Annotated in this window: 32 protein-coding genes; all 32 read left to right on the forward strand. The window is 65.7% G+C overall.

Features of this window, described 5'->3' with window-relative positions:
- Positions 1–37 precede the first annotated feature (37 nt).
- The 32 genes from ACLGGT_RS14230 (at position 38) to ACLGGT_RS14385 (ending at position 25,724) form a co-directional block, all read left to right on the forward strand.
- The gene (locus tag ACLGGT_RS14230; protein ID WP_437195523.1) at positions 38–916 is read left to right on the forward strand and encodes an N-acetylmuramoyl-L-alanine amidase; all 879 of its coding nucleotides are present in this window, start codon (positions 38–40) and stop codon (positions 914–916) included.
- Positions 913–1,440 (forward strand): hypothetical protein, encoded by a 528-nt coding sequence (locus ACLGGT_RS14235; protein ID WP_437195525.1) that lies wholly within the window; start codon positions 913–915, stop codon positions 1,438–1,440. The genes ACLGGT_RS14230 and ACLGGT_RS14235 overlap by 4 nt, the downstream gene beginning before the upstream one ends.
- On the forward strand, positions 1,437–1,727 hold the full coding sequence (locus tag ACLGGT_RS14240; RefSeq protein ID WP_437195526.1) for a hypothetical protein: 291 nt from the start codon (positions 1,437–1,439) through the stop codon (positions 1,725–1,727). The genes ACLGGT_RS14235 and ACLGGT_RS14240 overlap by 4 nt, the downstream gene beginning before the upstream one ends.
- Positions 1,724–2,071 carry a DUF2730 family protein gene (locus tag ACLGGT_RS14245; RefSeq protein WP_437195527.1) on the forward strand — a complete coding sequence of 116 codons (348 nt, stop codon included), beginning with the start codon at positions 1,724–1,726 and terminating at the stop codon, positions 2,069–2,071. Before ACLGGT_RS14240 ends, ACLGGT_RS14245 begins: the two co-directional genes overlap by 4 nt.
- Positions 2,068–2,370 (forward strand): VpaChn25_0724 family phage protein, encoded by a 303-nt coding sequence (locus ACLGGT_RS14250; protein ID WP_437195529.1) that lies wholly within the window; start codon positions 2,068–2,070, stop codon positions 2,368–2,370. Before ACLGGT_RS14245 ends, ACLGGT_RS14250 begins: the two co-directional genes overlap by 4 nt.
- Position 2,371: 1 nt before the next feature.
- Positions 2,372–2,944 carry a phage protein Gp27 family protein gene (locus ACLGGT_RS14255; protein WP_437195531.1) on the forward strand — a complete coding sequence of 191 codons (573 nt, stop codon included), beginning with the start codon at positions 2,372–2,374 and terminating at the stop codon, positions 2,942–2,944.
- Positions 2,937–3,176, forward strand: a complete 240-nt coding sequence (locus ACLGGT_RS14260; protein ID WP_437195533.1) for a hypothetical protein — start codon at positions 2,937–2,939, stop codon at positions 3,174–3,176. The genes ACLGGT_RS14255 and ACLGGT_RS14260 overlap by 8 nt, the downstream gene beginning before the upstream one ends.
- Positions 3,173–3,469: a DUF6527 family protein gene (locus ACLGGT_RS14265; RefSeq protein ID WP_437195534.1), complete on the forward strand. Its 297-nt coding sequence runs from the start codon at positions 3,173–3,175 to the stop codon at positions 3,467–3,469. The genes ACLGGT_RS14260 and ACLGGT_RS14265 overlap by 4 nt, the downstream gene beginning before the upstream one ends.
- Complete coding sequence (locus tag ACLGGT_RS14270) at positions 3,469–3,753, forward strand: hypothetical protein (protein WP_437195535.1); 285 nt, start codon at positions 3,469–3,471, stop codon at positions 3,751–3,753. Before ACLGGT_RS14265 ends, ACLGGT_RS14270 begins: the two co-directional genes overlap by 1 nt.
- Positions 3,750–5,411, forward strand: a complete 1,662-nt coding sequence (locus ACLGGT_RS14275) for a hypothetical protein (RefSeq protein WP_437195537.1) — start codon at positions 3,750–3,752, stop codon at positions 5,409–5,411. Before ACLGGT_RS14270 ends, ACLGGT_RS14275 begins: the two co-directional genes overlap by 4 nt.
- Positions 5,411–5,689 carry an Acb2/Tad1 domain-containing protein gene (locus ACLGGT_RS14280; protein WP_437195539.1) on the forward strand — a complete coding sequence of 93 codons (279 nt, stop codon included), beginning with the start codon at positions 5,411–5,413 and terminating at the stop codon, positions 5,687–5,689. Before ACLGGT_RS14275 ends, ACLGGT_RS14280 begins: the two co-directional genes overlap by 1 nt.
- Positions 5,690–5,697: 8 nt before the next feature.
- Positions 5,698–7,335 (forward strand): DUF935 domain-containing protein, encoded by a 1,638-nt coding sequence (locus ACLGGT_RS14285; protein WP_437195541.1) that lies wholly within the window; start codon positions 5,698–5,700, stop codon positions 7,333–7,335.
- Positions 7,328–8,587 carry a phage minor head protein gene (locus tag ACLGGT_RS14290; RefSeq protein WP_437195543.1) on the forward strand — a complete coding sequence of 420 codons (1,260 nt, stop codon included), beginning with the start codon at positions 7,328–7,330 and terminating at the stop codon, positions 8,585–8,587. The genes ACLGGT_RS14285 and ACLGGT_RS14290 overlap by 8 nt, the downstream gene beginning before the upstream one ends.
- Positions 8,588–8,665: 78 nt before the next feature.
- Complete coding sequence (locus ACLGGT_RS14295) at positions 8,666–9,181, forward strand: phage virion morphogenesis protein (RefSeq protein WP_437196617.1); 516 nt, start codon at positions 8,666–8,668, stop codon at positions 9,179–9,181.
- Positions 9,182–9,290: 109 nt separating this feature from the next.
- The gene (locus ACLGGT_RS14300) at positions 9,291–10,592 is read left to right on the forward strand and encodes a phage protease (RefSeq protein ID WP_437195545.1); all 1,302 of its coding nucleotides are present in this window, start codon (positions 9,291–9,293) and stop codon (positions 10,590–10,592) included.
- The gene (locus ACLGGT_RS14305) at positions 10,589–11,026 is read left to right on the forward strand and encodes a hypothetical protein (RefSeq protein ID WP_437195546.1); all 438 of its coding nucleotides are present in this window, start codon (positions 10,589–10,591) and stop codon (positions 11,024–11,026) included. Before ACLGGT_RS14300 ends, ACLGGT_RS14305 begins: the two co-directional genes overlap by 4 nt.
- 14 nt (positions 11,027–11,040) lie before the next feature.
- Positions 11,041–11,934, forward strand: a complete 894-nt coding sequence (locus ACLGGT_RS14310; RefSeq protein WP_437195547.1) for a Mu-like prophage major head subunit gpT family protein — start codon at positions 11,041–11,043, stop codon at positions 11,932–11,934.
- Between the two features lie 12 nt (positions 11,935–11,946).
- The gene (locus ACLGGT_RS14315) at positions 11,947–12,336 is read left to right on the forward strand and encodes a hypothetical protein (protein WP_437196619.1); all 390 of its coding nucleotides are present in this window, start codon (positions 11,947–11,949) and stop codon (positions 12,334–12,336) included.
- A gap of 81 nt (positions 12,337–12,417) precedes the next feature.
- The gene (locus tag ACLGGT_RS14320) at positions 12,418–12,846 is read left to right on the forward strand and encodes a gp436 family protein (protein ID WP_437195551.1); all 429 of its coding nucleotides are present in this window, start codon (positions 12,418–12,420) and stop codon (positions 12,844–12,846) included.
- Complete coding sequence (locus ACLGGT_RS14325) at positions 12,846–13,277, forward strand: phage tail terminator protein (protein ID WP_437195552.1); 432 nt, start codon at positions 12,846–12,848, stop codon at positions 13,275–13,277. The genes ACLGGT_RS14320 and ACLGGT_RS14325 overlap by 1 nt, the downstream gene beginning before the upstream one ends.
- A 112-nt stretch (positions 13,278–13,389) precedes the next feature.
- On the forward strand, positions 13,390–14,325 hold the full coding sequence (locus ACLGGT_RS14330; protein ID WP_437196621.1) for a phage tail tube protein: 936 nt from the start codon (positions 13,390–13,392) through the stop codon (positions 14,323–14,325).
- Between the two features lie 48 nt (positions 14,326–14,373).
- Positions 14,374–14,703, forward strand: a complete 330-nt coding sequence (locus ACLGGT_RS14335) for a hypothetical protein (RefSeq protein WP_437195555.1) — start codon at positions 14,374–14,376, stop codon at positions 14,701–14,703.
- Positions 14,704–14,789: 86 nt separating this feature from the next.
- A complete protein-coding gene (locus ACLGGT_RS14340; protein ID WP_437197422.1) occupies positions 14,790–15,056 on the forward strand; it encodes a DUF1799 domain-containing protein in 267 nt (88 codons plus the stop codon).
- Between the two features lies 1 nt (position 15,057).
- A complete protein-coding gene (locus ACLGGT_RS14345) occupies positions 15,058–17,724 on the forward strand; it encodes a phage tail length tape measure family protein (protein WP_437196623.1) in 2,667 nt (888 codons plus the stop codon).
- Positions 17,724–18,395 (forward strand): hypothetical protein, encoded by a 672-nt coding sequence (locus ACLGGT_RS14350; protein ID WP_437196625.1) that lies wholly within the window; start codon positions 17,724–17,726, stop codon positions 18,393–18,395. Before ACLGGT_RS14345 ends, ACLGGT_RS14350 begins: the two co-directional genes overlap by 1 nt.
- The gene (locus ACLGGT_RS14355; RefSeq protein WP_437196626.1) at positions 18,392–19,048 is read left to right on the forward strand and encodes a hypothetical protein; all 657 of its coding nucleotides are present in this window, start codon (positions 18,392–18,394) and stop codon (positions 19,046–19,048) included. Before ACLGGT_RS14350 ends, ACLGGT_RS14355 begins: the two co-directional genes overlap by 4 nt.
- Entirely contained in the window at positions 19,045–19,446 is a 402-nt protein-coding gene (locus tag ACLGGT_RS14360) for a DUF6950 family protein (protein ID WP_437196628.1), read from the forward strand. Before ACLGGT_RS14355 ends, ACLGGT_RS14360 begins: the two co-directional genes overlap by 4 nt.
- Positions 19,443–23,729 carry a hypothetical protein gene (locus tag ACLGGT_RS14365; protein ID WP_437196630.1) on the forward strand — a complete coding sequence of 1,429 codons (4,287 nt, stop codon included), beginning with the start codon at positions 19,443–19,445 and terminating at the stop codon, positions 23,727–23,729. Before ACLGGT_RS14360 ends, ACLGGT_RS14365 begins: the two co-directional genes overlap by 4 nt.
- Positions 23,729–23,920 carry a tail fiber assembly protein gene (locus ACLGGT_RS14370; RefSeq protein ID WP_437196632.1) on the forward strand — a complete coding sequence of 64 codons (192 nt, stop codon included), beginning with the start codon at positions 23,729–23,731 and terminating at the stop codon, positions 23,918–23,920. The genes ACLGGT_RS14365 and ACLGGT_RS14370 overlap by 1 nt, the downstream gene beginning before the upstream one ends.
- Before the next feature lie 3 nt (positions 23,921–23,923).
- A complete protein-coding gene (locus ACLGGT_RS14375) occupies positions 23,924–25,042 on the forward strand; it encodes a pyocin knob domain-containing protein (RefSeq protein ID WP_437196634.1) in 1,119 nt (372 codons plus the stop codon).
- 12 nt (positions 25,043–25,054) lie between these two features.
- A complete protein-coding gene (locus ACLGGT_RS14380) occupies positions 25,055–25,372 on the forward strand; it encodes a hypothetical protein (RefSeq protein WP_081507111.1) in 318 nt (105 codons plus the stop codon).
- A complete protein-coding gene (locus tag ACLGGT_RS14385) occupies positions 25,362–25,724 on the forward strand; it encodes a hypothetical protein (protein WP_437196635.1) in 363 nt (120 codons plus the stop codon). The genes ACLGGT_RS14380 and ACLGGT_RS14385 overlap by 11 nt, the downstream gene beginning before the upstream one ends.
- Positions 25,725–25,771 lie beyond the last annotated feature (47 nt).

A 25,771-nucleotide genomic window follows, 5' to 3' on the forward strand; every position in this document is an offset into this window, starting at 1 on the left:
TTCTGATCCTGTTTTCAGCAGGACAGAGAGGCCCCCAATGTCCTTTATCGACGGCTTGCATCCGCGCATCCCATTCAATCAGGCAAAGTGGTCGGGCGGGGCTATTACTCCCCGCATCGTCGTGTTGCACGACACCGCCGGGCCGTTGGACGCGGGCTCTTCCCGCGATTACCTGCGCGACAATGATCAAAAGGTTTCGGTGCATTTTGTCTTGGAACGGGACGGGGGCATCGAACAACAGGTCCGGGTGGGGCACCGGGCCAATCACGCCGGGCGGTCCAACTATCATGGGCGGTCCGGCGTGAACGATTTTTCGGTGGGCATCGAGATCGTGAACCCCGGGCGCATGACGCGGTTCTCGGCCACCGAGGCGCAGGCGTGGTACGGTCGGCGTTTCGACATTGGGGAGCACGGCATTCAGGAGATCGAGACGCCGCAGCACGGGCGCGGCCTCTGGATGCCCTACACCGAGGTGCAGCTGACGTCTTTGAGGCATCTCTTGCGCAACCTCTTTGAGGGCATCCCGACGCTCACTGACATCACGACGCATTGGTATATCTCGCCGGGCCGCAAGGTGGACACCAACCCGCTTTTCCCGCTGGAGCATATGCGCTCTTTGATCTTTGGTCGGGAGGACCCGCTCGACGCGGCCGAGGACGAAGTCGCCGTCGACGTCCCCGGCGAAGAGTTTGTCCAGATCGAGGTACCCGACGACGCGCTCAACATGCGCCGGTGGCCGAGCTTCAATCCAAACGTCCTCGCGCGCATTCCCGACGGGGCCGTGGTGCCGGTTATCCGGTGCGGCGAATTCGGCGGGCGCGCTTGGCTCAAAGTTATCTACGGCGGCCATGAAGGCTGGATCGTGGGGCGCTACGCCGCGCCGATTGTTCACTCGAAGGGGAGGGCCGCATCATGAAGCGCCAACTCAAGGAAATCATCGGCGCGGTCGCGCCAACCATCGCCACAGCTTTGGGCGGGCCGCTGGCGGGTGTTGCGACCCGCGCCATTGCGGGCAAACTGCTCGGCAATGAGGCGGCCGACCCGCTTGCGGTCGAGCGGGCCATCGCGGAGGCGACCGGCACGGACCTTGCCAAGCTCAAGGAACTGGAATTCGAGTTTCGCGCCCAGATGGAGGAGGCCGGGATCGAGTTGGAGCGCGTGGCCGCAGGCGACCGCGACAGCGCCCGCAACCGTCAAGCCGCAATGAAGGACTGGACGCCCTCCGCCTTGGGCCTTGTCGTGATCGTCGGGTTCTTCGGGGTGTTGGCCTACATCTTTGCCTACGGCCTGCCCGCGCAGGGGGGCGAAGTGCTACTGATCATGGTTGGCTCGCTCGGGGCGATGACGACGCAGGTCGGCAACTACTTCTTCGGGTCTTCGGTTGGCTCGAAAACCAAGGAAGGCATCATCGCCGACCTCAAGAGAGGCGGTGCGGTATGATCCGGATCACGCTCTTGGGTGTTCTGGCAGCGATCCTGTTGGCCGTACAACCGGCGCAGGCGCAGACCTGCATGGCGCGCGCTGAACTTCTGCGCGCCTTGTCTGAGCGGTATGGCGAGGTTCTGGCGATGCAGGGCGTGATTTCGACCGGCCCGCTCCTTGAAATATTCATCGCCCCTTCGGGCAGCTGGACGATTGTCTTGACCCGTCCCGAGGGCGTGTCCTGCGCGCTGATGGCCGGGGAGGGCGCGGCGATCCTCACGCCGCCAGCAGGCGACCCGGCATGATGGTTGACTGGGACCTGTTCTGGAAGGGCCTCAGCGTCGTGTTCTCGATGCTGGTGGCCTTCTACACCTTCGTGGCTACCCGCCGCAAAGATTTGGACGCGAAGCTCGAGGCGGGCCACGAGCGCATGGACCGGCACGAGGCGCGTATCTCGCGACTTGAGCAGGCAGTGCAGATCATGCCGGGAAAGGATGACATGCACGCGCTCCAGCTCGAACTGGTCAAACAGACCGGCGCGATGGAGAAGATGGCCGCCGTCATGGAGGGCAATGCCAAGATCACCGCGCGCCTCGAGGTCATCGTGTCCCGTCACGAACAACACCTGCTCGACGGAGGCAAGAAGTGAGCGATTATCAGACAACCCTGCGCAAGCACCGCCGCCTCGCAATCCTGCGGCATCTCGAACAGGTCTCTGGCTACACCGCCAACGCCTCGATCCTGCGTGACGTGCTCAATGGCGTGGGCGTCGGCTCCACCTTTGACCAGGTGACCACCGAATTGGCATGGCTGCAGGAGGTGGGCATGGTGACGGTGGCCGACCATGGCGACTTTGTCATTGCCGAGGCCACCCGGCGCGGCATCGAGGTCGCGCGCGGCGAGGCCGTTCATCCGGATATCCAGCGTCCAAGCGCACGGAGGCTCTGACATGCCCCCGCCCCGCAAGGTCGAGCTATTGCCGCCCGAGCTGCGCCAGTGGCTGCATGACTGGTGGAAAGCCAAGGGTTTTCACGGCTACGAGGAACTGGCCGAAGAACTGAATTTCCGCCTTGCAGAAGACGGGCTCGAGCTGCGCATCGGCAAGAGCGCACTGCATGCCTACGGTCAGGAATACGAGCAGTTCGTCAAGCTGCAGGACGAGGCCGGGGCATGGGCCAGCCAATGGCTGGCCGACAATGACCTCTCGGAGGAGGCCGACCGGCACCGCGTCCTGTTCCAGATGATGACAAGCGTGGCCTTCAAGGTTCTGAAATCGCAGATGACCAAGGAGGGCGAGGATATCGACCCGCGCGAGCTGCATTTCTTGGGCAAGATGATGAAGGACATCATGTCGAGCGCAGGCATTCGCGAGCAGCTGATGGTCAAGGAACGCGCCCGCATAGCCGCCGAAGAACGCGCCAATGCGGTCGAGGCGCTCGAGGCGCAGAGCGAAGAGCTGGGCCTGAGCAGCGCGGTCATTGGCAAGCTCAAGCGCGAGTTTCTGGGGGTGCGCGGTGGATGAATTGATACCGACAGCAATGGATGACCTCGCGGGAATACCGTCCAAGGACCTCTCGACCGGAGGGAAAGTGATGGTTGGTGACCACAACTGGCGTCGCGCGCCCTTGTCCCGCCGCGTGCGGATATTCCTGTTCGGACGCAGGGAGCGCATCACGCATCTGGGCATGCGCTGCACGGTCGCGTGGTGGCGGGAGCAGCCCTATCTGATCTGGATTGCCGAGGCGCGCCCATGATCCGCGCCATCGAATTCCCCAACCCGGCCGAGTTCCGGCGGCAAAAGCTGCCCGGGAGTTTCCACATCGACCTGACCCAAGGTGGCCCCGACTGTGCGGCCTTCTGGTTTTACTGCCCCTGCGGCTGCGAAGGTCCAAACCGGATCATCATCGGCTTGCGCGTCAAGCCCGCGTCTACCCCAAGCTGGGAGTGGAACGGGTCCCTGTCCGAGCCGACGCTCACGCCGTCGGTCAATCAACTGCGTTGCGGCTGGCACGGCTGGCTGCGCGATGGCTACTGGGAGGCAGTGTGATGGCTACGCCTGCCCAAATCGCAAACGACATGGCCGCGCATGCCCAATACTGGGCGAAGCGCGACAAGAACATCGAGCGCGCCTGCCGGGACGCCGCGCGGGTAATCCGGGCCCTTCTCGCGGGCGAAGAGGTTGACGGGCGCACCTATTACGGCGTGCAAAAACGTCTGATGGACCGGGCCAGAGGGCAGGGGGACTACGCCGTGGCCATTGGCGGCTATCCCGACTTTGACCGCGCCCGGATCTGCATGGAGCGGCTTCGCGCGGAGGCTGCGCAGTCATGACCGCCCCCGTCCTCACCCGCGACCCCGACGCGCTCCCCGAGGAACTGCCGCGCGGCTCGGAGATCCCCGAGAGCCTCGATCCGCTCGCCGACGGCATTCTGATGGCGCATCAACGCTCCTGGCTGGCTGACGAGAGCGACCTCAAGGTTTGCGAAAAGGGCCGCCGCACCGGCATCACCTTTGCCGAAATGCTGGGCTGCGCGCTCATTGCCGCCGCCGCGCGCGGCGCGGGCGGGCAAAACTGCTTTTACATCGGCGACACCAAGGACAAGGGCCGCGAGGCCATTGGCTATGTCGCGCATTTCGCGCGGGTGATTGCGGGGGCAGCCCATCCCATCGAGGAGTTTCTCTTCGAGGATCAGCAGCCCGACGGCACTACCAAGTTCATCTCAGCCTACCGGGTGCGCTTTGCCTCCGGGTTCCGGGTCGAGGCGCTGAGTTCCAACCCTGCCAATATCCGGGGCCTTCAGGGCACCGTGGTGATCGACGAGGCCGCATTCCACAAGGACGTGCGCGAGGTGATCGACGCCGTGAACGCGATGCTGATCTGGGGCGGCAAGGTCCGGATCATCTCGACCCATAACGGCTATCTCAATGCCTTCAACGAGCTGATCCGAGAGGCGCGCGCGGGCAAGAACGGCTTTGCGGTGCATCGCTACACCTTCGGCGACGCGGTCGCCAACGGGCTTTTTAAGCGCGTCTGCATGATGCAGGGCAAGACCTGGACGCCAGAGGCCGAGGCTGCGTGGGAGGCCACCGTGCGCCGGGCCTATGGCTCGCGCGAAGCCGCGATGCGCCAAGAGCTTGATGCCGAACCCGCCGAGATGGAAGGCGCGGCCCTCACCCGCGTGCAGATCGAGGCCTGCATGGCCAAGGGCATCCCGTTCCATCGCTGGACGCAGCCCGACAGCTTCAAGAATGCCGACGAACCCGTCCGCAAGGCCGCCGCTGAAGCCTGGTGTAAAACCCACCTTGAACCGGTGCTTAAAACCCTCGACCGAACGCGCCCGCATTTCATGGGCGAGGACTTTGCGCGCTCGGGTGACGCGACCGACATCATTATTCTCGAACAGGGCGTCGACCTCACCCGGCGCACCAAGCTCATTGTCGAGCTGCGCAACATCCCCTTTGACCAGCAGCGCGACGTGCTCTTCTGGCTGCTCGACCGGCTGCCCAACTTCTACAAGGGCGCGATGGACCGCACCGGCAACGGGGCCTATCTCGCCGAAGTCGCGGCCCAACGCTACGGCGAGCGGATCGTCGAAGTCTCCTTCACGCGCCAATGGTACGAGCTCGAGATGCCCCCCTATATCGAGGCCTTCTCGGACCGCACCATCGTTCTGCCCGCCCATGAGGACGTGCTGCGCGACCACCAGGCGCTGCAATACACAAACGGCATCATCCGCGTGCCGGAGAATTTCCGCTTCAAAGGATCGGACGGGCTCGACCGGCACGGCGACAGCGCCATAGCGGGTGCACTTGCCTGGTATGCGAGCAATCAGGAGGTCGAGGCCTACGGATATCGTGGCGTGCGCCGGGATCAGCCTGCGGAGGCCACAGGGCGCATGCAGCGCCGCCCCGATCACAGCGACGATGACCGGCCGCGACGCGGTTGGTGGCAGCCCCCGGCAGGGGCACGGATCAGAGGAGGCTTGTGATGCCAGAAGAGAACACCAACGCGTGCGCAACGTTTCCCAGTTCAAGCGACACACGCGCGGCGAACAACAGCACGCGGCAGACTTGGCGTGTCCTTTCGGAAGCCGAGAAGGCCCGGGTCGACGCGGTAAAGGAACTGGGTGCCACGTTTATCGGCCTCTGCCATGAAATCGGCGGCACCGATCCCGACGGCGAGCGCTTGGCCTCCCGCCACCTGAGCCTCGCGGTCACCCATGTCGAGGACGCCGTCATGCGCGCGGTCCGGCATATCACAAAATAGGAGCGACCATGGCCAAACTGCCCCAGATCCTCGACCAGTTCGGGCGGCCCGTCCAGCGGGCCGAGCTGAAGCGCGAGATCTCTGCGCCCACCTTCGGCGGGGTGCGCTCGCCTCTGGGCGGATACCCCAGTCAGGGTCTCGATCCGGTGCGCCTTGCAAACATCCTGCGTGCGGCCGACATCGGCGACCCGGTGCGCTATCTGGAGCTTGCCGAGGAGATTGAGGAAAAGGACCTGCATTATCTGGGCGTGTTGGGCACACGCAAACGCTCGATCAGCCAGATCGAGATCACGGTGGAACCGGGCGGCGACACCCAGTTCGATCTCGACGCCGCCAAGGCGGTCGAGGACTGGCTCAAGCGCGACGAGCTGCGCGACGAGGTGTTCGATATTCTCGACGCCGTCGGCAAGGGCTACAGCCACACCGAGATCATTTGGGACACGTCGATGGGCGATTGGGTGCCCGAGCGTCTGGAGTGGCGCGATCCGCGTTGGTTCCGGTTTGACCGGGTCGATCATCGCACGCCGGTGCGGCTCAACGATCAAGGGCAGGAGGAGCCCTATCCGGGCTTCAAGTACATCTTTGCCAACATGAAGGCCAAAAGCGGCTTGCCGATCCGGTCGGGTCTGGCGCGCGCCGCCGTCTGGGCCTTCATGTTCAAGAAATTCACCGAGCGCGACTGGGCTATCTTCACCCAGACTTACGGACAGCCTCTGCGCGTCGGCAAATACGGCAGCGGGGCCAGTGAGCGCGACCGCGATACGCTCTTTGCGGCCGTCGCCAATATCGCGGGCGACTGCGCGGCGATCATCCCGCGCGAAATGGAAATCGAATTCGTCGAGAGCGCCAATGTCGGGTCGAGCACCGACCATTACGAGCGCCGTGCCGATTGGTACGACAAGCAGATTTCCAAGGCGGTCCTTGGCCAGACCTCAACCACCGACGCTCAGGTGGGCGGGCTTGGGTCCGGCAAGGAACACCGCGAGGTACAGGAGGACATCGAGAAAGCCGACTGCAGCCAGCTGCAGGCGATCCTCAACCGGTGGCTCATCCGGCCTTGGCATGCGTTGCAATACGGCGAGAACGCACCGCCCGCGCCGCGTCTCAAAATCGGCAGACCCGAAGAGGAGGACCTCAAGGCGTTCACGGAAGCCGTGGGACCTCTGATCGACCGGGGGCTTGAGGTTGACGCCGCCCAGGTCTACTCGCGTTTCGGGCTGAGCAAACCGGCGGCGGGGGCGCAAGTTCTGCGTCCGATGGGCGGTTCTGCCCCTCCGGCGGGTGTTGTGATCGACCCCACAATGCAGGCTTCGCTGACTAAACGGTTTTTAGCCTCGATTAAACGGCCTCTGGGGTCCACGGCGGGCACAGTGGCCCTCAACGCGGAGGAGCACTCAGCGGCCCTCTCAGGGCCTCTGGGCGATGCAGCGGATCGGCTGGCGAATGAGGCCTCCGGGCCGACGCTGGCCATGCTCGAACAGATCGAGGCGATGCTGGAGACGTCAACCAGCCTCGCCGAATTCCGCGAGCGGCTGCTGGCCGGGTTTCCGGACCTCGACGATGCCGCACTGCGCGACGTGATCGCAGCGGCGCTCACCGCCGCCCATGCCGGAGGCCGGGCCGCGCTGGAGGAAGACAGTGGCTGACCTCAGCACCACGTTCCGGCGTCCGTTCCGCGAGCAGATCGCTGCCTTTCGCCTGCGCCTGGGCGACCTTGTGCCGACGGCGCGGTGGGATGACATCACCCGCGCCCAGCACGACCGCGCCTTCATGGTGGCCGGGGCGCAAAAGGCGGACCTGCTGGCCGATCTGGCGGCTGCCGTCGACAAGGCCATCTCGCAAGGCACCTCACTCGAGGAATTCCGGCGCGACTTTCGCGCCACCGTCACCCGGCGCGGCTGGCACGGTTGGACCGGCGAAGGCACCAAGCGCGGCGAGGCATGGCGCACCCGGGTGATCTACCGCACCAACATCGCCACCAGCTACGCGGCCGGGCGCATGGCGCAGCTCATCGAGGGCAATTTTGCGTTCTGGGTCTATCGGCACGGAGGATCGAGCGAACCGCGCGTGATCCATCTGGGCTGGGACGGGCTGGTCTTGCCGCCCGATCACCCGTTCTGGATCACGCATGGCCCGCCCAACGGCTGGGGCTGCAGTTGCTACGTGATCGGCGCGCGAACCGAGGCGGGCGCACGCCGTCGCGGCGGCGACCCGGACAAGCGCCTGCCCGACGATTGGCAGTCGCGAGATCCGCGCACCGGTGCGCCGAAAGGGATCGACAAGGGCTGGGATTACACGCCCGGGGCCAGCACTGTGGACGAAATTCGAACGATGGCGGCCAAGGTCGTCGACTGGCGGTATAATCTCGCAGTGGCCTACATGACCAGCCTGCCGGACCGGACCCGCGATCTTCTGGTGGAAGGATACCGAGGCCTGCCGTCCCTGGCTGACAGCCTCGCCCGATATGCAACCCGCGTCAGCGCGGCCAAGACTGACGCCGCCCGCAAGGCCCTCTCAGAGCGCGAACCAATCCAGTCTCTTGGCTTGGTGACCTCCGTGCAGGCCCGTGCCTATCGAGAGGGCGCGGGGCGCGACCTCGATCTCTACGACATAGCCGTCGACGCCGATGCCATCCGCCATGTGTTCGTCCGGCATGGAGACCCGGCGCGGGAGGCCGCGCGGGGGCAGATTGCCGTCCGCCCGGAAGATTTTGGACTGTTGCCAGAGATTTTCCAATTTCCGGACAGCTTCGAATGGTCTGACGCGCGTAGCCTGCAGTCACGCGTGTTAAGGCTGACCAAGGTGGTTGGCGCACGCCGTTACGTTGCGCACTTCGTTCTAAGGCCGCGCCGTCGCCGCCTCGTGCTCTTGACCTATTGGGTGGAAAATATCGGCTGACCCCTCCCGTACGCCCTTACGCGTTCCCGCAACCTGAATGCGGTGGGTGGATGCACAGCCGACAAAAGGAACATAGCCATGATCACCGTCAAAATCAATGAAGAGGAAATCACCCAAGCGCTCGCCCGGGTGTCTGCTGCCCTGACCGACATGACCCCTTTGATGCAGGACATCGGCGAACTGATGGTCAACAGCACGCGGGAAAACTTCACGGACGGCACCGATCCGGATGGCAATCCTTGGGCACCCAAGAGCCCGGCCACGCTCGAAGCCTACCGGCGGCGCGGTGACGGCCAACCCACCCGCCCCCTGATCGGCCCCTCGCGGACCCTCTCTACCACGATCAATGCGGAGCCTTCGGCGGACCGGGTCGCGTGGGGCTCGAACGTCATTCAGGCGGCCGTGATGCAGTTCGGGGCCGAGGCCGGGGAGTTCGGCGCGCGCATCGGCCGGGACAAGAACGGGCGCGATTTCGTGATGTCGATCCCGTGGGGGGCCATTCCCGCACGTCCCTATCTCGGGGTCGGCGACGAGGACACCGACGCCATCGTCGCCACCATCGAAGAGTATCTGGCCAGCGCCACCGGACAGTAGTTGACTGACAGCGCGGCGTCGGGCAACCTGAGGCCCGGCAGCATAGCGCCACCGCCCCGCAAACAGTTGCGGGTGTTTCGGGACCCCTGCGTTGGCGATGATCGCCAACATGAAACAGTCCCTCGCCTCCCTTTTGAACGCGCGCATCAGCGCCCTTGCCCCTTCCTCTGAGGAAGAGGCGGCGCTCGTTGCCAAAATGGCCGCCGCAGCCGGTATCGAGACCGGCACGGTGCGGCAAATCCTGCGCGGCGATATCGAAACCCCGCCTGAAGAGCGGCTGCGCGGTTTCGCGCAAGCCTTGGACGTCTCCTTTGAGAGCCTGCGCGACGCGGTTGCCGCGTCTGCCCCAGAGGTGCAATCCGACCGTGTCATGATGGCGGCGCGAGAGATGGTGGCGGCAGACGGCACCGAAGCCCCCGAGTGGGTGCATTTGCTGCCCGTTGGGAGCGCTGAGACCTTCGACGGGCGCGGTCCCTACGAGATTGCCGACATGCAGGCCGTCATCGAGCAAAGCATGTCACAGCGCGGCGATCTGGAGATCGACGTCAACCACGCCTCTTTCCTTGCAGCCCCCAAAGGCGGCGATGCCCGCGCCGTGGGCTGGATCACGGAAATGCAGGCGCGCGCGGACGGTATCTGGGGCCGGGTCAAATGGACTGAAGAGGGCCGCCAGCTTGTGGGCGGGCGCGCCTATCGCCGGATTTCGCCGGTGCTCAATTACATCGAGCGCGGCGGCAAGAAAATCGTGGCCAGCATTTTGAATGCCAGCCTCGTCAATCGCCAGAACCTGCGCGGCCTGGTCGCGCTCAACAACGAGGAGACTGACATGTCGTTCATCCAACGACTGGCAAAAGCGCTTGGACTTCCCGAGGACGCGGACGAAGAGGCGGTTCTCGCCAAGATCACGTCAATGTCCACAGCGGCCGCGCAGAGCGCAACCATCGGCAAGATCGGCGTGGCGCTTGGCCTGCCCGAGGGGGCCGACGCCAATGCGGTGCTCAATGCCGCGCGCGAGCGTGCCACCACCGGTCAGGACGGCGATCTGATCACCGCCTTGCAGGCTGATTTGACCAAGGTCACGAGCGAACTCACGACGCTCAAGACTGACCGGCAGCGCGAGCGCGCGCAGGGTGTGGTCGATGCGGCCATGGCCGAGCGCCGCGCGGGCATCAATGCGACGTCGCGCGAGCGGATCGTGTCGATGCACATGAGCGATCCCGAGGGCACCGAGGCGTTTATCGCCGGGCTGCCCAAGCTGGAGGCCTCCGGCATGCATGTCGTGCCGCCTGCCTCAAAGGACGGCTCCGTGGCCCTCAACGCCGAACAGGCGCAGGTCGCGGCGCAGCTGGGCATTGCGCCCGAGGAATTCGCCAAGGCGCTTGCCGCTGAGCAGAAGGAGCTGACCCAATGACCGCACTGACCGCAGACCGCAACACCCCCCAGTCGATGGGTCCCCGCCGCGTGGGGCTGGTCGCCGCCGCGACCACGATCTTTGCCGGGGCGATGCTGATGCGCAACGCCACAGGCTTCCTCGTGGAAGGCCAGACCGCGACCGGCCTGATCGGCGTGGGCCGCGCGCAGGAATATGTCGACAACGCGGCCGGGGCGAATGGCGACATCCGGGTCGAGTTCGAGCCGGGCATCTTCCGGTACGAGAATTCGGCCGCCGCAGATGAAATCACCGAGGCCGACCTGGGCAAGGTGTGTTTCGCGGTCGATGACCAGACCGTCGCCAAGACGAGCGCCACAAACACCCGCTCCCCCGCCGGGGTGGTGGATCACGTCGATGAGCTCGGCGTCTGGGTTCGTTTCGACGAAGCCCTCACCCGCGCCGCTGCAGCCTGACAGGAGACACTGAGATGATTATCAACACCGCCACGCTGAATGCGCTGCGCACCGGGTTCCGGCGCGAGTTCATGGGCGCTCTCGAGCAGGCCCCGACCCAACGGGAGCGCATCGCCACCACCGTGCCCTCGACCACACGCTCCAATACCTACGGCTGGCTGGGCAAGCTTCCCAACATGCGCGAATGGATGGGCGACCGCGTCGTGCATGGTCTCGCCGAGCACAACTACACCATCGTCAACAAGGATTACGAACTGACGGTCGGGGTCGACCGCAACGACATTCTTGACGACAATCTCGGCGTCTACGCGCCCATCATGCAGGAATTTGGCGACAGCGTTGCCGCCAAGCCGGACATGCTGGTCTTCGAGGCGCTCAAGGCTGGCTTCGTCAACACTTGCTACGACGGCCAGAACTTTTTCGATACCGACCACCCGGTCCTCGACGAGGATGGCAAGGAAGTTTCGGTCGCCAATACCGACGGCGGCTCTGGCACGCCGTGGTTCCTGATCGCGTCAGGCCGCCGCATCCGCCCGATCATCTTCCAGGAGCGCCAGCGCCCTGAGTTCGTCGCCATGGACAACGCCACCGACCCGGCAGTGTTCTCCAAGAAGGAATTCCAGTACGGCACCGACGCGCGCTGGAATGTGGGGTACGGCCTCTGGCAGATGGCGTGGGGCTCCAAGCAGACCCTCGACAAGGCCCATTACAAGACCGCCCGCGAGGCGCTGATGGGCATGAAGGGCGATTACGGCCGCCCGCTGGGCCTCACGCCCAACCTCCTTGTCGTGCCGCCCACGCTGGAGGGGCAGGCGCTCGAGCTGCTCAACGCAGAGCGGGACGCGGCCGGGGCCACCAACGTCTACCGCAACACGGCCGAACTGCTGGTCGTGCCGTGGCTGGCATAAGGGGTTTCTGAGATGACCGGCACCCCGCAGACCCGCGAAGAGATGGAGGTCCGGGCGCAGGCGCTCGGGCTCCAATACCCGGCAAATATCAAGGACGCGACCTTGGCGAAGAAGATCGCCGAGGCCGAGGCTAAAAAGCCGGGCACCGGGGAGAGTGTCGAAGGCGTCGTCACTCCGCCTCCGGCGGAGGGCGCTCCGGCCCCGGAAATCCAAAGCGAGAGCGGCCCGCTCGTGCTCGAGGTGACCGGTCCCGCGCAGGGCCGCCGCCGGATCGGGCGGCGCTTCACCCGCGAGCCGCAGGTCATACTCGCCGACGATCTGAGCGAGGCCGAGGCGGCCGCGCTGACCGGCGACGAGACGCTGACCATCCGCGCGTACCATTTGGCGCAGGACGAGGGCTGACCCGCGCACGCTCTGCCTGCCAGAGCCACCCCGGCGGCGGCCTTCCGCCGTCGGGACCCGCAAGGACAGGAGAGCTGAGACGTGCCCTACACCACCCTTGAAGAGCTTACGGATCGCTTTGGCACGCCGATGCTGGTGTCGTTGACCGACCGCGCCGAGGCCGCCACAGGCCTGATCGACGCGGACGTGGTGGCCTCTGCGCTGGCCGATACCGACGCGCTGATCGACGGCTATCTCAAGGCCCGCTACGTTCTGCCGCTGTCAGACGCGCAGCCCCTTGTCGCCGCAATTGCCCGCGATATCGCGATCTACAAGCTGCACACCTATGAGCCCGACGCCAAGATCACGGCCGACTACAAGCAGGCCCTCGCCAGTCTGAAGGATATTGCGGCAGGCACGGTGCAACTCAGCGCCGCAGGTGTTGTGCCGGCATCATCCGGCGGGGGTGAGGCCCGGGTAACGGACCGGCCGCGCCCGATGACCGGTGAAAATCTGAAAGGCTTCATCTGATGATCGACGATGTGATCACCCGGATCGAGGCTGAGGTGCCCGAGTTGGCAGGCCGGGTCGACGGCGGGCGCGCCTTTGTCGATCTGATCCGCTCGAAAAAGCTGCCCGCGCACTCGGTCGCGGCCTACGTCTTTCCCTCCGGCATTCAGGGCGGGCGCGCCGATGCCGCCTCGGGCGTCTACAGCCAGATGCTGACCTATCGCACAAGCGTGGTGATCTTCGTCCAGTCCTTTGATCGCACCGGGGCCACAGCCCTCGACAAGATCGACCAGTTCCTGATGCGTGTGGTGCGCGCCTTGGCGGGCTGGGCACCGGGCGACGAGGTCGGCGTGCACCGGTTCGAGCGCGGCCAGCTTATTGAGAGCGGGGCCGGTCGCCTCGCCTATCAGCTCGATTTCTCCATCGATGACCAACTGAGGATCCTCTCATGACCAATCTCCCCACCTCCGGCGGGTCTTACACCCGCGACGACAAGGGCGCGCTGAAGCCTGCCGGGTCTACCCCCAAGCCCGCGCCGAAACCCGAGAAGAAGGACGCTGAAAAATGAGCCGCCTCTGGAGACTCAAAGTACTGCTCGCCAAGCTCGAGACCACCTATGGCACCGACGCCGCCCCCACGGGTGGCGACGCAATCCTCGCCACCGATGTGCGCCTGTCGCCGATGCAGGGTCAGGACCTCGACCGCAATCTCGACACGCCGCATGGCGGCCCCACGGGCACGATCCCGGTCGATCTGCACCGCACGATCTCGTTCAAGGTCGAGCTGGCAGGCTCCGGCACCGCCGGAACAGCCCCCCGCTGGGGCCGCCTCCTGCGCGCCTGTGGCTGCGCCGAGACCGTGACGGTGGCCACCTCCGTGGTCTACAACCGGGTCTATTCGAACCTCGAGAGCGTCACGCTGCACCTCAATATCGACGGCACGCTCTATGCCATGGTGGGCGTGCGCGGCACCGCCGCCTTTGACATCTCGGCCTCGGGCATTCCCTATATCGAGTTCGAGTTCACCGCGCTCTATGTGGCCCCGGCAGACGTGGCGGTGCCCACGGCGGATTTCACCGGCATTCCCGATCCGCTCGCAGCCTCGGATGCCAACACGCCCGTCTTCACGATTGATGCGACCCCGCTCGTGATGCGCAATTTCAAGCTCACCCTCGCCAACCGCATCGAGGCGCAGTTCCTGATCGGTGAGGAGGAGGTGCTGCTCGACGGGCATGAAAACACCATCGAAGCGCGGGTGCGCGCGGTGGCGCTCTCCACCTTCAACCCGTTCACCATGGCCGCCACCCAAGAGAAGGTCGCGGTCGAGATCGAGCACGGCAAGAGCGCCGGAAACATCGTCAATATCGCGGCCCCGCGCGCCCAGATGCAGCGCCCCGAAGGGCTTGAGGACGGGCAAGGCCGCAAGGAATGGCCGCTGCGCCTTGTGCCCTTGCCCACCACCGCCACCGCCGCCGACCAGTGGACGATGACGCTCACCTGAGACGGTTCAACGCCCCTTCAGCGCCCCTTTGAAAGAGAGTTCACCCCCATGTTCAAGATCGACCAGACACCGACCTTCACCCACCGCGTCGAGATCAAGGTGCCCGCCAACGGCGGCCACGAGCTGCAGGATATGCAGGTCACGTTCCGCGTGCTGCCCGACGACGAAATTGAGGCTTTCGACATGCGCACCTCGCGCGGCGAGCGGGAGTTTCTGGCGGCGGCCGTGGTGGGCTTTGACGACGTCGAGGACGAGAAAGGTGCAAAGCTGCCCTATAGCGACGCCCTGCGCGACCGGCTGGTGGGCCTCGCCTATGTCCGCGTGGCGATGATCAACGCCTATTACGCGGCGCTGATGGGGAAACGGGTAAAAAACTGAAATGGGCCGGGCGGGCATGGGCGCGCGGCGACCTGATCGAGGATGACGAGGGGCGCGACCATGACGACGAGGCGGCGTTCTGGGGCATCGACCCGGGCCAGCTCAATCGTGATCCGTCCGGCCCCGGCTCTGGTGTCTGGCCGCAGAATGTCCCGGCGCTGCGCGCCTTCCTCGCGGTCTGCAATCAATGGCGCACCGTCTCGGCCGGGCTCGCGGGCTTCCGCGTGGTGGGCCTCGACTACACGGCCGCGCGGGCGGGCCTGCGCATGAGCGGGATCAAGGTCACGCCTCAGCTTTGGGCCGAGGTGCAGGTGATCGAAGGCGCGGCCGTGGCCGCGATGCGGGAGAGCTGACATGACATTGGTCGCACGGGCCGAGATCCTCATGGACGCCGACCAGGCGAAGGCGGAGCTGCAGGCCACCGGCACCGCCGCCAAAGGAGCCGCCCAGGACATTCGCGGCGTGGGCACGCAAGGCGCTGCGGCCGCGCGCGGCGTGGGCCAGCTTGGGACTGCCGCCCGGACCTCGGCGACGGGTCTCACGACGGCCAGCAGCGCCGCCGAGGTCAACGCGGCGGCGACCCAGAAAGTGGCCTCGGCCAATCGCCTCGCTGCGGGCTCGATGGGCAATCTGGTGGCGCAGGGCAATGACGTCGTGCAAATGCTCATCGCCGGGCAGAACCCGCTGACGCTGGCCGTTCAGCAGGGCACCCAGATCACCCAAGTCATCGGCCCGCTCGGAGCGGCGGGCGCATTCCGGGCCTTGGGGGGCGCGGTCCTGTCGATGTTGAGCCCGATCAACCTGATCACCATCGGCGCACTGGCGGCGACGGCAGCCGTGGTCAATTGGTTCATGTCCGCCTCTGAAGAGGGCGAGACATTCGCAGATACGGTCGAGGCGCTGGAAACCCGCATAGACAGCCTGAAAGACAAGATCGCCGAGGCCTCGGCCACGCGGCTCGAATTGGCCGAGCGCTTTGGCGAAGGCTTCGTCGAGCGCGCGCAAGACATCCTTGACCGGATCGTCGAGGCCGAAAAGCGTGTGGCGCAGCGCGAGGCCACTGCGAGCATCAACAGTTTTATCGCGGAGAGCGGCGTCGATGTCGGTGCCGCGGTTGCGGCGCGTAACCAGAACCCGGCGGCGGCCACGGGATTTGAACTGGCAACCGACGGGCTGGAATTCGATGTCGCGCGCCAGTTTGAATTGACGGAGGGCCTGTTCGGTCGGCTCCGCGCCGGAAATCGCGCGCTTGTGCAGGAGTTCATCAATGACCTCGCGACGCTGAGCGAGGCGGCGTCCGGCACCTTGGAGGAACAGCTGGCGGCGCTTACGGCTGTCATTGAAAGCTACGACGCGCTGGCAGTGGCCTCTGGCGAGCGAAACGCGCAAGAAGACGCGCAGCTTCTGCTCCTCCGCCAGCAGCAAATTGAGCTCGCCCGTGTGATCGAGCTGCAAAAACAAGACCCCGCGCAGAACCGCCAGAACGAGGAAATGCTTGCCTTCCTCGAACTGGTAACCAAGGCCACCGGCGAGCAGCTCAAGGCCGAGGCGGCGGCGCAGGCGTTGCTCTCGACGATGACCGAGCAGAACGCGGTTGCCGAGGCAATCTTGCGCCATGGCGCGGACAGCGCCGAGGTGACGCGGCTGCGCGCCCAATTCGCCCTCGACGCCAAGCTCGCGGAGATCGAAGCCTCCGCCGCGAGTGAGACGACAAAGCAGGCCCTGCGCGATGCGGCACAAGCCGCTTTTGATCTCGCCACGGCTGATATGTCGGGGGCACTGGCTGCCGCCGCTAATGAGGCGGCACGCCTCTCTGACGAGGTGCGCCGCGCCGTGGACGGCATGTTCGATCTGGCAACCCAAGGCGAGCTTGATCTGGAGATCGCGCGCCTGCGCGTGCGCTTCAAAGACGATCCCGCGCGCATGGCAGAGGAAATCGCGGCCGAGCGTGCAGCGCGCCGGTTTGACGCGGAAACCGAGGCGCTGCGCAAGGATTTTGCCAATCCGGGCGAAGAGTCATTCCTGAATGTTCAAAGGCAGGCAGCCATTGACCGCGCAAGGGAGGCTGCACGTCTCAATGAACTGGCACGCCCCGCGCGCGGCGGATCGGGCGGCGGCGCGCGCGGTGGCGCGACCAATGCCACCTTGCGCGAGCAACAGGCGCTCGACCGGCTGATCGAGAGCAAGCGGCGCGAAATCGAGGCGCTGCGCGAAAGCGACCCGGTGCAACGCGAGATGATCCGCCTGCGCGAGCGCCTGACCGCCGCCACCCCCAAGCAGCGCGCTGAGATAGAGGCCCTTGTCGAGGCCCATGAGAACGAGCGCGTGGCGATGGAGCGCAAGGAGGAGTTTCGCGACGCGGTGGGCGACGTCCTGCTCGAAGCCGAAAGCCTGCGCGACGTCTGGAGCGGGATCGGCGACATGATCATCCGCGCGGCCAAGGAGGCGCTGATCCTTGGCTCCGGGCCTATGGGCGGCCTCTTCGGCGGCAGCGGCATCCTGGGCGGCCTGGTCAACGGCATTGGCGGCGGGCTTGGCGACCTCTTTGGTCTGTTCTCGGGCGGCTCGCTCCTGTCCTTCGCGGACGGAGGCCTGCCCGGCTTTGCCAGCGGCGGCGATCCGCGCGTGACACGCCCCGGCCTCCTTTTGGGCACGGGCACCGGCCGAGGCGACAAGATCCCGGCTTTCGTGAGCGCCGGGGAATTCATCATGACGGCCGAGGCCACAGCCCGCAACCGCGCGGTGCTCGAGGCCATGAACGCAGGAGCCATCATTCCCGGATTTGCCGGAGGCGGCCTCCCCCTGCCTGCGCAAGGGGCCGGTGCGGCGCAGGCCTCGGGTCGCGCGGGGGCGTCGGGCGACGGTATCACGCGCCTGCGGATTGAGCCTTCGGAGCTTTTCCGCGTCGTGGCCGAAGAGCGCGCACGCTCCGTGGCAGTCGAAGTGGTCGACGGCTTTGCAAATGAAGAACTGCCGGGCCGGGTCGAAGCGATCCGGCGCGATCCATTGGGGAGAGGATGATGGCGGTACAGGATTGGCCCCTTCCGGTCACGGGTTTCTTTGACCTTTTGGGTATCGAGGAGGCCACGTTTTTCCTCAGCGGCGAGAGCACCAATTCGGTCACCGCCGGGGGCGAGGTCATCGTGCATCGGCGCGGCGCGCGGCTTTGGCAGGGCGAGGTGGTGTTGGGCAAATCCGAGCCTGACGTTATCGCCGCCCAAGATACGCTGATCGAAAGCCTGCTTGAGCCGGGCGCATCCTTCATGATCTACGACCGTCGCCAGCTCGCGCCGCAAGACCCCGGCTATCCGGCGGGCGTCAACTGGGGCGCACAACCCGTTACGATCAAGAGCCTTGTCCCCGGTAACCGGGAACTGAGCCTTCAGGGCCTGCCGCCGAACTTTACCCTGCGGCGGGGGCAAAAGATCGGCTTTCAATATCTGGCAAGCCCCGTGCGCTTTGCTGTCCACCGGGTCATGAACGCCACGGTTACGGCGGATAGCACCGGGGCCACCGCCCGGTTCGAGGTCTCGCCCTTTATCCGCCCCGGAGTGGTGGTCGGGGCCTCGGTGGTCCTTGATCGCCCGCAGGTGCGCGCAAAGCTGCTCAGCTTCAAGCCGGGGCCGGGCCGATCACGGCGTACCGAGGGCGGCAGCTTCAGCTGGCAGCAAACGCTGGGAGGCGGCGTATGAGCTTCGACCTTGCCCAGACGGATCAGTTCGACGAGCGCAGCGGCACCGATGCCCATATCCTCGTTCTGATCGAGCCGCGCGACCGGATCACGGGTGAGATCGTGCCCATGGGGCTCTGGACCGGGGACGATCACCAGACCTTTACCGTCGACGGCGAAACCCATCTCTTTCGGGGCGCGGGCAACGTGATCGAGGTCCCGCCGATCCGCGCAGGCATCGGCCTTGAGGTGCGCCGCCACCGCGTGATCCTGCCGCCGATGACGGATGAGGCCAAGCTGGCGCTGCAGGTTTATCAGGCGGCGCAGGCGCGGGTGCGGGTCTGGTCGCAGCCGCTCGATATCTACACCGGTGCGCCGCTCGGGACGCCACATCGCGTGATCAAGGGGCGTCTCGAGACGGCACCCGAGAACTTGGCCAAGCTCGGCGATCAATCTCGCACAGAGCTTGTGATTTCATCTGCCACGCGCCCGCTCACCTTCCGCCAGCCGCTCTTCAAATCCGATGCCGCACAGCGGCTGCGCGACCCGTCCGACCGTTTCCGCGAACATGCCGCCAGCATCGCCGACCGCCCGATCCCTTGGGGTCAAGAGACGGTCGTGACCGAGCGCCCGTCGCCGCCGCCGCCGCCCAGTCGAGAGGAAAGAAGTAAATGACCGACCGCGCGCTTCTCCTGCGGCAGTTTCTTGACGCGCGGCGCAAGGAGCCATTCCGCCCGAGCCTGTCCGACTGTGCCATGTTCGCAGCCGACTGGATTGCAGAGCTGACCGGCTCTGATCCGGCGGCCCAGTGGCGCGGCCGCTACAGCTCACTGGACGAAGGTCGTGCGCTTCTCTTGTCGGACGGCTTTGCCACTCCCGCCGAGGTTCTGGCACTGATCCTCGTCAAGGACGCAGGCTGGATGCAGGCGCAGACCGGCGATGTCGCCGTGCTGATCGAGGCGGGCGAGGAGGCTATGGGCATCGTCGGCGGCGGGCATATCCATGTGCTGCGCCCCCTGCGGGGCCTGGGCGCGGTGCCGCTTGATCGCGCCGTCAGGATTTACCGCCCATGAGACTGCTCGCATGGATCACGGCGCTCCTGCTGACCTCTACCGCCCCGGCCTCGGCCGGGCCGGTCGCGGCGCTGGTGGCGACAGTTTTCGCCGGAATTACGGTCAAGGCCGTTGCCCTTTTTGCCCTGCGCCTCTTTGCCGGGGTCGGCCTCTCGATCCTGCAACAGCGCCGCGCCCGGCGGGGGCGCAACACGGCATTCGGGCTGCAAGTAACCGCCACCACACGCGGCGAGTTGGAGAGCGAGACGACGATCTCCGGCTTCTACGCCACCAAGGGGCATCTGATCTATCACAACAGCCACGGCCCCAATAACAAGTATTACCAGACCGTGATCGAGCTGGGCGGCCTGCCCCGTGCCGCCTTCAGCCGCGTGATGGTGGACGGCGTCTATTCCGAGCTTGGTGATGAGGAGCATCCCGACTACGGCTTCCCGCTCATCGCCAAGCGCGATCTCGGCGCCGATTTCGCTTGGATCCGGGTCTACGACGGCACCCAAACTGCCGCCGATCCGACGCTTGTTGCGAACTATGCCGAGGATCCGGAAACGCCCTGGACCGAAGCCCATGTCGGGCGGGGCATTCCTTATGCCATTCTCACGATGGAAGTGAGCTCAAAGGTCTGGCCCAATGGCGCGCCGGAGCAACGCTACGAAGAATACGGCGTGCCCTATTACGACCTGCGCCGCGACAGCACCGCCGGAGGCACCGGGCCGCAACGCTGGGAGGATCCCGCCACCTGGGAGCCCACGCGCAACCCGGTGGTCCAGATCTACGGCATCCTGCGCGGCGTTGATCTTTATGACGGATCCGTTTGGGGCGGCGAGGCCGAGGCCGAAGACCTGCCCGGCTGGAACTGGGTGCCCGCAATGAATGCCTGCGACGTGGACGTGGACGGTCGCCGGAAATACGAGGCGGGCTATGAGATCAAATTCGCCGAGGATACGCCCGGCGAGGTGATCGACGAGCTGCTCGCCGCCTGCAACGGGCAGATCGCCGAGTTCGGGGGCTTCTTTTATATTCAGGTCGACGTCCCCGATATGCCCGTGGCCACCATTACCGACGACGATCTGTTGGTGACCGACGCCGCGACCAAGGACCCGTTTCCCGAACTGCTGGAGATCTTCAACCGCGTCACCGCCAAATACGTCTCGCCCGGCGCGCTCTGGAATGGCGTGCCGCTCGAACAGATCAGCAACCCCGCATGGCAAGCCGAAGACGGCATTGTGCGCAACTTCGAGATGGACCTGCCCGCCGTCTTCAATGCCGCGCAGGGGAACCAGCTGGCCAAATCCGCGCTCGAGGATCATCGCCGCTGGCGGCGGCATGCTTGGCCGCTGCCGCCCGATTATGCCGGGCTGCGCCCGCTCAACACCGTCTCGGTGACAAGCGCGTGGAACGACTATGCGGACAAGCTCTTTGAAGTCACCGAGATCGTGCTCGATCTGCACCGCCTGACCGTCGTGGCCTCGCTGCGCGAACGCGATCCGGAGGATTTCGAGATCGATGCGGCGCTCGAGATCCCCGACCGCAGCTCGATCCCGCCCCGCGCGGTGCCGAGCGACGCAGGCCTACCGCTCTTTGATGCCGCCGCGCGCACTGTCACGAATGCAGAAGGCACCCGTGCCCATGCCGTCGTCGACGTCTTCTGGGACGCCTCGGGTATCGCCGAGACCATCAAGGGCATCGCCATCGAATGCCAAAAGCGCGAGACCGAAGAGGAGGTCTGGAGCGTCACTGTGCTCGATGTCGAGCGGGGCCTTGCGACCATCCAGCCGGTGCCGCCCCTCACCAACCTGCGCGTGCGTGCCAAGGCGCTGTCCGACAATCGCCGGGGGACATGGTCGGCTTGGATTTGGGTGACCACGGATGACGTGCGCATCGCGGCGGCCGACCTCAGCGATACGTTGCGCGACCAGTTTGACGCGGCCTTTGCCCTGACCCAATCGCGCCTGGGCGAGGATGGTATTCCGCCGAGCGTCGCCGATCTTTTCGACCGCATCGAGCAGGTGATCGCCCCCATTGGCGTGGCCGACGTGCCGGAGGTGCCGCATGTGGCGCGGCTCGACGGCGCGCTGCTGACAGAGGCGCAGGCGCGCGCCGGGGACGTGCTTTCCGTCGCAGGGGGCGTTCGCGCGGCGCGGGACCGTATCAAATCCTCGGCGCAACTGGCGCTTGAGGCCACCGCGCGGGACTTTCTGGCGCGCGACGAGGTGCGCACCGCACTGGTGGCGGAGATCGAGGGCGCACGGGCCGAGGCCTCGGCGGCGCTCACCGTGCTGGCCGACGGGCAGGCGCAGATCGCGCAGTCAGTCCAGACGCTTCAGACCACGACCGCCGATACCGCAGCCCTTGCCCAGACCGTCGACCAGGCGCGGATCGACGGCGATGACGCGCTGGCCAATCAGATCGCGCTCCTCTCCGTGGGCACGGTCACACAGTTCGACGCCGCCGCAGTCTGGTATTGGGATGCAGACGCGGAAGGGTGGACCGGCGTCACCGCCGCCCCAAGCGTCACCTCTGACGGCTGGCTTGCGCCCGCCTCGGGCAGCGGTGCGGTATCGCCCGCTGGCCTCGCTATCCCCACTCAGACCTATCGACAGCTGCGCGCCCGGTTGCGACGCAGCGGCGCGCCAACATGGGCGGCGCAATTCTGGTGGGCCGCAACTGGGCAGGCGTTTGACGCCGTGCGCCGCGTCGACGTGGCCGAGCCGGAATGGGCGGAGGACGTGGCACTCCTCACGGTCGATCTGGCGTGGTCTGGCACCGTGGACCGCGTGCGGCTGGACCTGCCCGCAGGCGCCGAGATTGACTGGTTGGCCATCGGTCGCCCTGCGCCGGGCGCGTCAAGCGCCGACCTGACCGCCGAACGATCTGCCCGCATCGCGCAGGGGTTAGCACTGGCCGAGGATATCACGGCGCTCGGCTCCGAACTTACCGATCTAGAGGGGCTTGCCACGGGCACGGCGGATGCACTGACCGAGACCAACGCCCGCGTCACCGAGACCGAAGCAGGCGTCGCCACGCTGACCGACGCGGCCACGGCGCTGACCGGCGAGATCGCCGACCTCGAAACCGGCCTCAATCTGGTGGGCGATGCCGTGGACACACTGTCTGTGCGCACCGAACAGCTTGAAGGCGGCGAGCGGGCGCAATCCAACGCCACCCGCGCCGTGCGCTCCCGGCTCAAGCTCACGGGCGCGCAGTCCGTCGAAGGGGCCGCACGCGCGATCCTTGACGGGATTGCGGCGCGCGAGGTGGTGGCGCAGGCGGCCCAAGACCTCAACTCTCGGATAGACCTGACCGAGGATCAAATCCGCATCGTCGCGGCGGCTGTCACTTTGGTGCAGGCGGCCATTCCGGGGCTGGCGACGGCAAATGCTCTGGACGTGCTAACCGCCGAGGTCACAGATATTGGCGGCGCTCTGGCTTCCGTCGCCACGCGCACCTCTACGGTTGAGAGCGCCCTCGATACGCCCGAAACCGGGCTGTTCGCGCGGGTTTCAAACGTCGAGGGCGCGTACGTGACCGCGGAGCAGGCGGTGGCGGCGGTGAGCCAGATTGTCAGCGCCAGATACGCCGATTTTGCTGCGCTGGCCGAGGCCACCGCCTTTGCCGAGGCGACGGCGGACGGGATTTCGGCGGGTTACGTGATCCGGCTGAATGAGGCGGGCGTGTTCGAGGCGGTCAGCGTCAGCGATGGAACCGTTGAAGGGACAAAGATCACGGGTCGCTGGTCCGGCGACTATCTGCGCCTTGACGGCGACGTCGAGGTGACGGGCGATTTTCTGGCGAACAAGATTTTATCCGAAGAGGCTGTTGTCGGGCGGCTGACGGTGACTGAGGAAATCATTGGGCTAGACGCCGTGGGCAGTATCAGCAATACGAGGCGCTCGACCGACAGCGGCGGCTTGGGCACCTCTTACAGCACGGTCCTGACCCATGTTGCAAATCACAAGAACCGCCAGGCCGATAAAAACCTGATCCTTTTTTGCCGGATGCAGATCGAGGGTAGTGCAGCAGCGGCGGGCAATGTTCTTGAATACCGCGTTCTGCGCAACGGCGTGCTGATGTCAGGCGTGCCGCCCCTTAAGCGCGATGTGCGCCCCGGAGAAATGGTGCAGGAGTTTTTCGGGATCAAGCAGCGCACCACGTCGGACGCGGCCAGCACGACCTACACGCTCGAAGCGCGGGTTGCAACCAACGGCGCGGGCATCGCTGCGGTCACGATCAACACCGGCACAGAGATGTGGGCCGAAGAGAAATCAATCGCGGGGCTAGTGTGATGGACGACATTCGCCGGATCCGAAACCAACTGCTGGCCGCGTCAGATTGGACGCAGATGCCTGACGCCCCGCTTGGGCCGGAAACGCGGGAGGCTTGGGCCGCCTACCGCCGGGCGCTTCGCGACGTGACCGAGGGGGTGACTGACCCCGCCCAAATCAACTGGCCTCTGCGGCCGGATCAACAGGAGTGACGCATGACAACCACTTATAACACCGGGACGATCTCCGTCAGCAACGGCAGCACGACTGTCACGGGCGTGGGTACCAACTGGATCGCGGGCGGCATCTTGCCCGGCGATGATTTCCGCGCGGCGGGCCTCACGGTCGAGATTGCCTCGGTCAACAGCGCCACGTCGATCACGCTGGCCCGCGCGTGGCCGGGGACGGGGCAATCCTCGGCCAACTACTCGATCCGCTTGATCGACGCGGGCGAGCGGTCGCTCGTGGCGCTCAACCAGATTGTCGGAGCACTCGGCTCCGGCAACCTCATCAGCCTTGCCGGATTGCCCGGTGCCACGAACAAGATGCCTTACTTCACCGGCGTGGGCGCGATGGCTCTGGCAGACCTGACCCCAGCCGCACGCGCGCTCTTGGCAAGGACGGCGATTGAACAATCCTCGCCTTCTGACGCCACGGTGGGACGGTTGATGGCGGTCGGGGCCTTTGGATTGGGGCCAGCGATCACTTTGGGGTCTGGGGACAATCTCGACAACATTCTGGCGTCCGGGTTTTACTATAACCCGACGGGAGGCAACACGACCGGGAACAATTATCCCATTTCGTCGGCTGGGTCGCTGACTGTTGCGTCTCGGCAGGCCTCGAACACCACACAAAAATTTGTGTCCTTTGCCCCAAACGCCCTCGCATCGGACGTGCGTGAGTTCACGCGGACGCGTGGCTTATCTGGTTGGTCCCCGTGGGTGGAGGTCTTTCACCAAGGCCGTATCCTAGGCACCGTGAGCCAATCGGGCGGCGTGCCGACAGGGGCCGTGATCGAGCGCGGCAGCAATGCAAACGGAGATTACGTGCGGTTCGCGGATGGCACACAGATTTGCGATCATCGTATAACGACCACCACGATTTTCGGCACTTCTGAATCTGGAACGTGGACATTTCCCGCTGCCTTTGCAGCAACGCCGGAATGCGTGGCGACTGCGCAATGGGTAGCTAGCGGCAGCGGTCTTGGTCACCGTTTCAACTCTGGATACGGGACAATAAACACGACATCCGCGATTTGGGGCATACGAGACCTGAGCAGTGGCGGCGCTGGCTCCATCTCTGTCCATCTCGTTGCCCGCGGCCGCTGGTTCTAAAGGAGACATACAATGCAGATTACCCTATCCCCCACCCGCCGCGACACGCCCCTTATGCTAAGCCGCGCTGGCGACACCCTCACTCTCAATGGCGAGGTGTTCGATTTCTCGCCACTGCCCGAGGGCGCGACCCTGCCACCCGAGGCCATCGCAAGCGACTGGTTCGCAGGCCCGGTCGAGCGTGTGGGCGGCACGCTGCGCCTCACGCTCGTCCTGCCGCACGGGGCCAACGCGCCGCAAGAAACGCTCTTTCCCGCACCCCTCACCCTTACGGGCAACGGCCCCGTGGCCCTGCCGCCCTATGAGTTGGAGATCCCCGATGCAGATTGATTTCGCCCAAGCCGTCACCGCCGAGGCCAAGGCCCAAGCCGCCGCTCTGGCGCGCGCCACCGCGATCAAGACCGACTGCCGCGCGCGCATCCTTGCCGTCGGCTCCGAGACCACGCAGATGAACATCGCTCAAGCTGGGATCGTGTTCATGGCCGCTGTGCTGGACGGTGTGCCCCGCGCCGATGCTCTGGCTGCGTCCGGCCTGATCGAGGGCGATCTGGAACTGGCGCAAAGTTGGAAAGCATGGGTCGCCGCCATGCAGGCCGAGTGCCGCCGCGCGATCGAGACAGGCGACGATCCGGTCTGGCCAGAGGTGCCTGTGGGCGTCGCGGACCTTGCCGCGCGCTTCTGATCCAAAACCACAGGAGGCCCCGAGCGTGCCGGAGGGCACGCCCGGGG

The organism is Roseovarius sp. MS2 (genome assembly GCF_051447875.1).
Classification (GTDB): domain Bacteria; phylum Pseudomonadota; class Alphaproteobacteria; order Rhodobacterales; family Rhodobacteraceae; genus Roseovarius; species Roseovarius mucosus_A.

Excerpts from the sequence above, each read along its gene's own strand:
- ACLGGT_RS14230 (WP_437195523.1), top strand. The coding sequence starts at position 38 with ATGTCCTTTATCGACGGCTTGCATCCGCGCATCCCATTCAATCAGGCA.
- ACLGGT_RS14235 (WP_437195525.1), top strand. The coding sequence starts at position 913 with ATGAAGCGCCAACTCAAGGAAATCATCGGCGCGGTCGCGCCAACCATC.
- ACLGGT_RS14240 (WP_437195526.1), top strand. The coding sequence starts at position 1,437 with ATGATCCGGATCACGCTCTTGGGTGTTCTGGCAGCGATCCTGTTGGCC.
- ACLGGT_RS14245 (WP_437195527.1), top strand. The coding sequence starts at position 1,724 with ATGATGGTTGACTGGGACCTGTTCTGGAAGGGCCTCAGCGTCGTGTTC.
- ACLGGT_RS14255 (WP_437195531.1), top strand. The coding sequence starts at position 2,372 with ATGCCCCCGCCCCGCAAGGTCGAGCTATTGCCGCCCGAGCTGCGCCAG.
- ACLGGT_RS14265 (WP_437195534.1), top strand. The coding sequence starts at position 3,173 with ATGATCCGCGCCATCGAATTCCCCAACCCGGCCGAGTTCCGGCGGCAA.
- ACLGGT_RS14270 (WP_437195535.1), top strand. The coding sequence starts at position 3,469 with ATGGCTACGCCTGCCCAAATCGCAAACGACATGGCCGCGCATGCCCAA.
- ACLGGT_RS14275 (WP_437195537.1), top strand. The coding sequence starts at position 3,750 with ATGACCGCCCCCGTCCTCACCCGCGACCCCGACGCGCTCCCCGAGGAA.
- ACLGGT_RS14280 (WP_437195539.1), top strand. The coding sequence starts at position 5,411 with ATGCCAGAAGAGAACACCAACGCGTGCGCAACGTTTCCCAGTTCAAGC.
- ACLGGT_RS14285 (WP_437195541.1), top strand. The coding sequence starts at position 5,698 with ATGGCCAAACTGCCCCAGATCCTCGACCAGTTCGGGCGGCCCGTCCAG.
- ACLGGT_RS14295 (WP_437196617.1), top strand. The coding sequence starts at position 8,666 with ATGATCACCGTCAAAATCAATGAAGAGGAAATCACCCAAGCGCTCGCC.
- ACLGGT_RS14300 (WP_437195545.1), top strand. The coding sequence starts at position 9,291 with ATGAAACAGTCCCTCGCCTCCCTTTTGAACGCGCGCATCAGCGCCCTT.
- ACLGGT_RS14305 (WP_437195546.1), top strand. The coding sequence starts at position 10,589 with ATGACCGCACTGACCGCAGACCGCAACACCCCCCAGTCGATGGGTCCC.
- ACLGGT_RS14310 (WP_437195547.1), top strand. The coding sequence starts at position 11,041 with ATGATTATCAACACCGCCACGCTGAATGCGCTGCGCACCGGGTTCCGG.
- ACLGGT_RS14315 (WP_437196619.1), top strand. The coding sequence starts at position 11,947 with ATGACCGGCACCCCGCAGACCCGCGAAGAGATGGAGGTCCGGGCGCAG.
- ACLGGT_RS14325 (WP_437195552.1), top strand. The coding sequence starts at position 12,846 with ATGATCGACGATGTGATCACCCGGATCGAGGCTGAGGTGCCCGAGTTG.
- ACLGGT_RS14330 (WP_437196621.1), top strand. The coding sequence starts at position 13,390 with ATGAGCCGCCTCTGGAGACTCAAAGTACTGCTCGCCAAGCTCGAGACC.
- ACLGGT_RS14335 (WP_437195555.1), top strand. The coding sequence starts at position 14,374 with ATGTTCAAGATCGACCAGACACCGACCTTCACCCACCGCGTCGAGATC.
- ACLGGT_RS14345 (WP_437196623.1), top strand. The coding sequence starts at position 15,058 with ATGACATTGGTCGCACGGGCCGAGATCCTCATGGACGCCGACCAGGCG.
- ACLGGT_RS14350 (WP_437196625.1), top strand. The coding sequence starts at position 17,724 with ATGGCGGTACAGGATTGGCCCCTTCCGGTCACGGGTTTCTTTGACCTT.
- ACLGGT_RS14355 (WP_437196626.1), top strand. The coding sequence starts at position 18,392 with ATGAGCTTCGACCTTGCCCAGACGGATCAGTTCGACGAGCGCAGCGGC.
- ACLGGT_RS14360 (WP_437196628.1), top strand. The coding sequence starts at position 19,045 with ATGACCGACCGCGCGCTTCTCCTGCGGCAGTTTCTTGACGCGCGGCGC.
- ACLGGT_RS14365 (WP_437196630.1), top strand. The coding sequence starts at position 19,443 with ATGAGACTGCTCGCATGGATCACGGCGCTCCTGCTGACCTCTACCGCC.
- ACLGGT_RS14370 (WP_437196632.1), top strand. The coding sequence starts at position 23,729 with ATGGACGACATTCGCCGGATCCGAAACCAACTGCTGGCCGCGTCAGAT.
- ACLGGT_RS14375 (WP_437196634.1), top strand. The coding sequence starts at position 23,924 with ATGACAACCACTTATAACACCGGGACGATCTCCGTCAGCAACGGCAGC.
- ACLGGT_RS14380 (WP_081507111.1), top strand. The coding sequence starts at position 25,055 with ATGCAGATTACCCTATCCCCCACCCGCCGCGACACGCCCCTTATGCTA.
- ACLGGT_RS14385 (WP_437196635.1), top strand. The coding sequence starts at position 25,362 with ATGCAGATTGATTTCGCCCAAGCCGTCACCGCCGAGGCCAAGGCCCAA.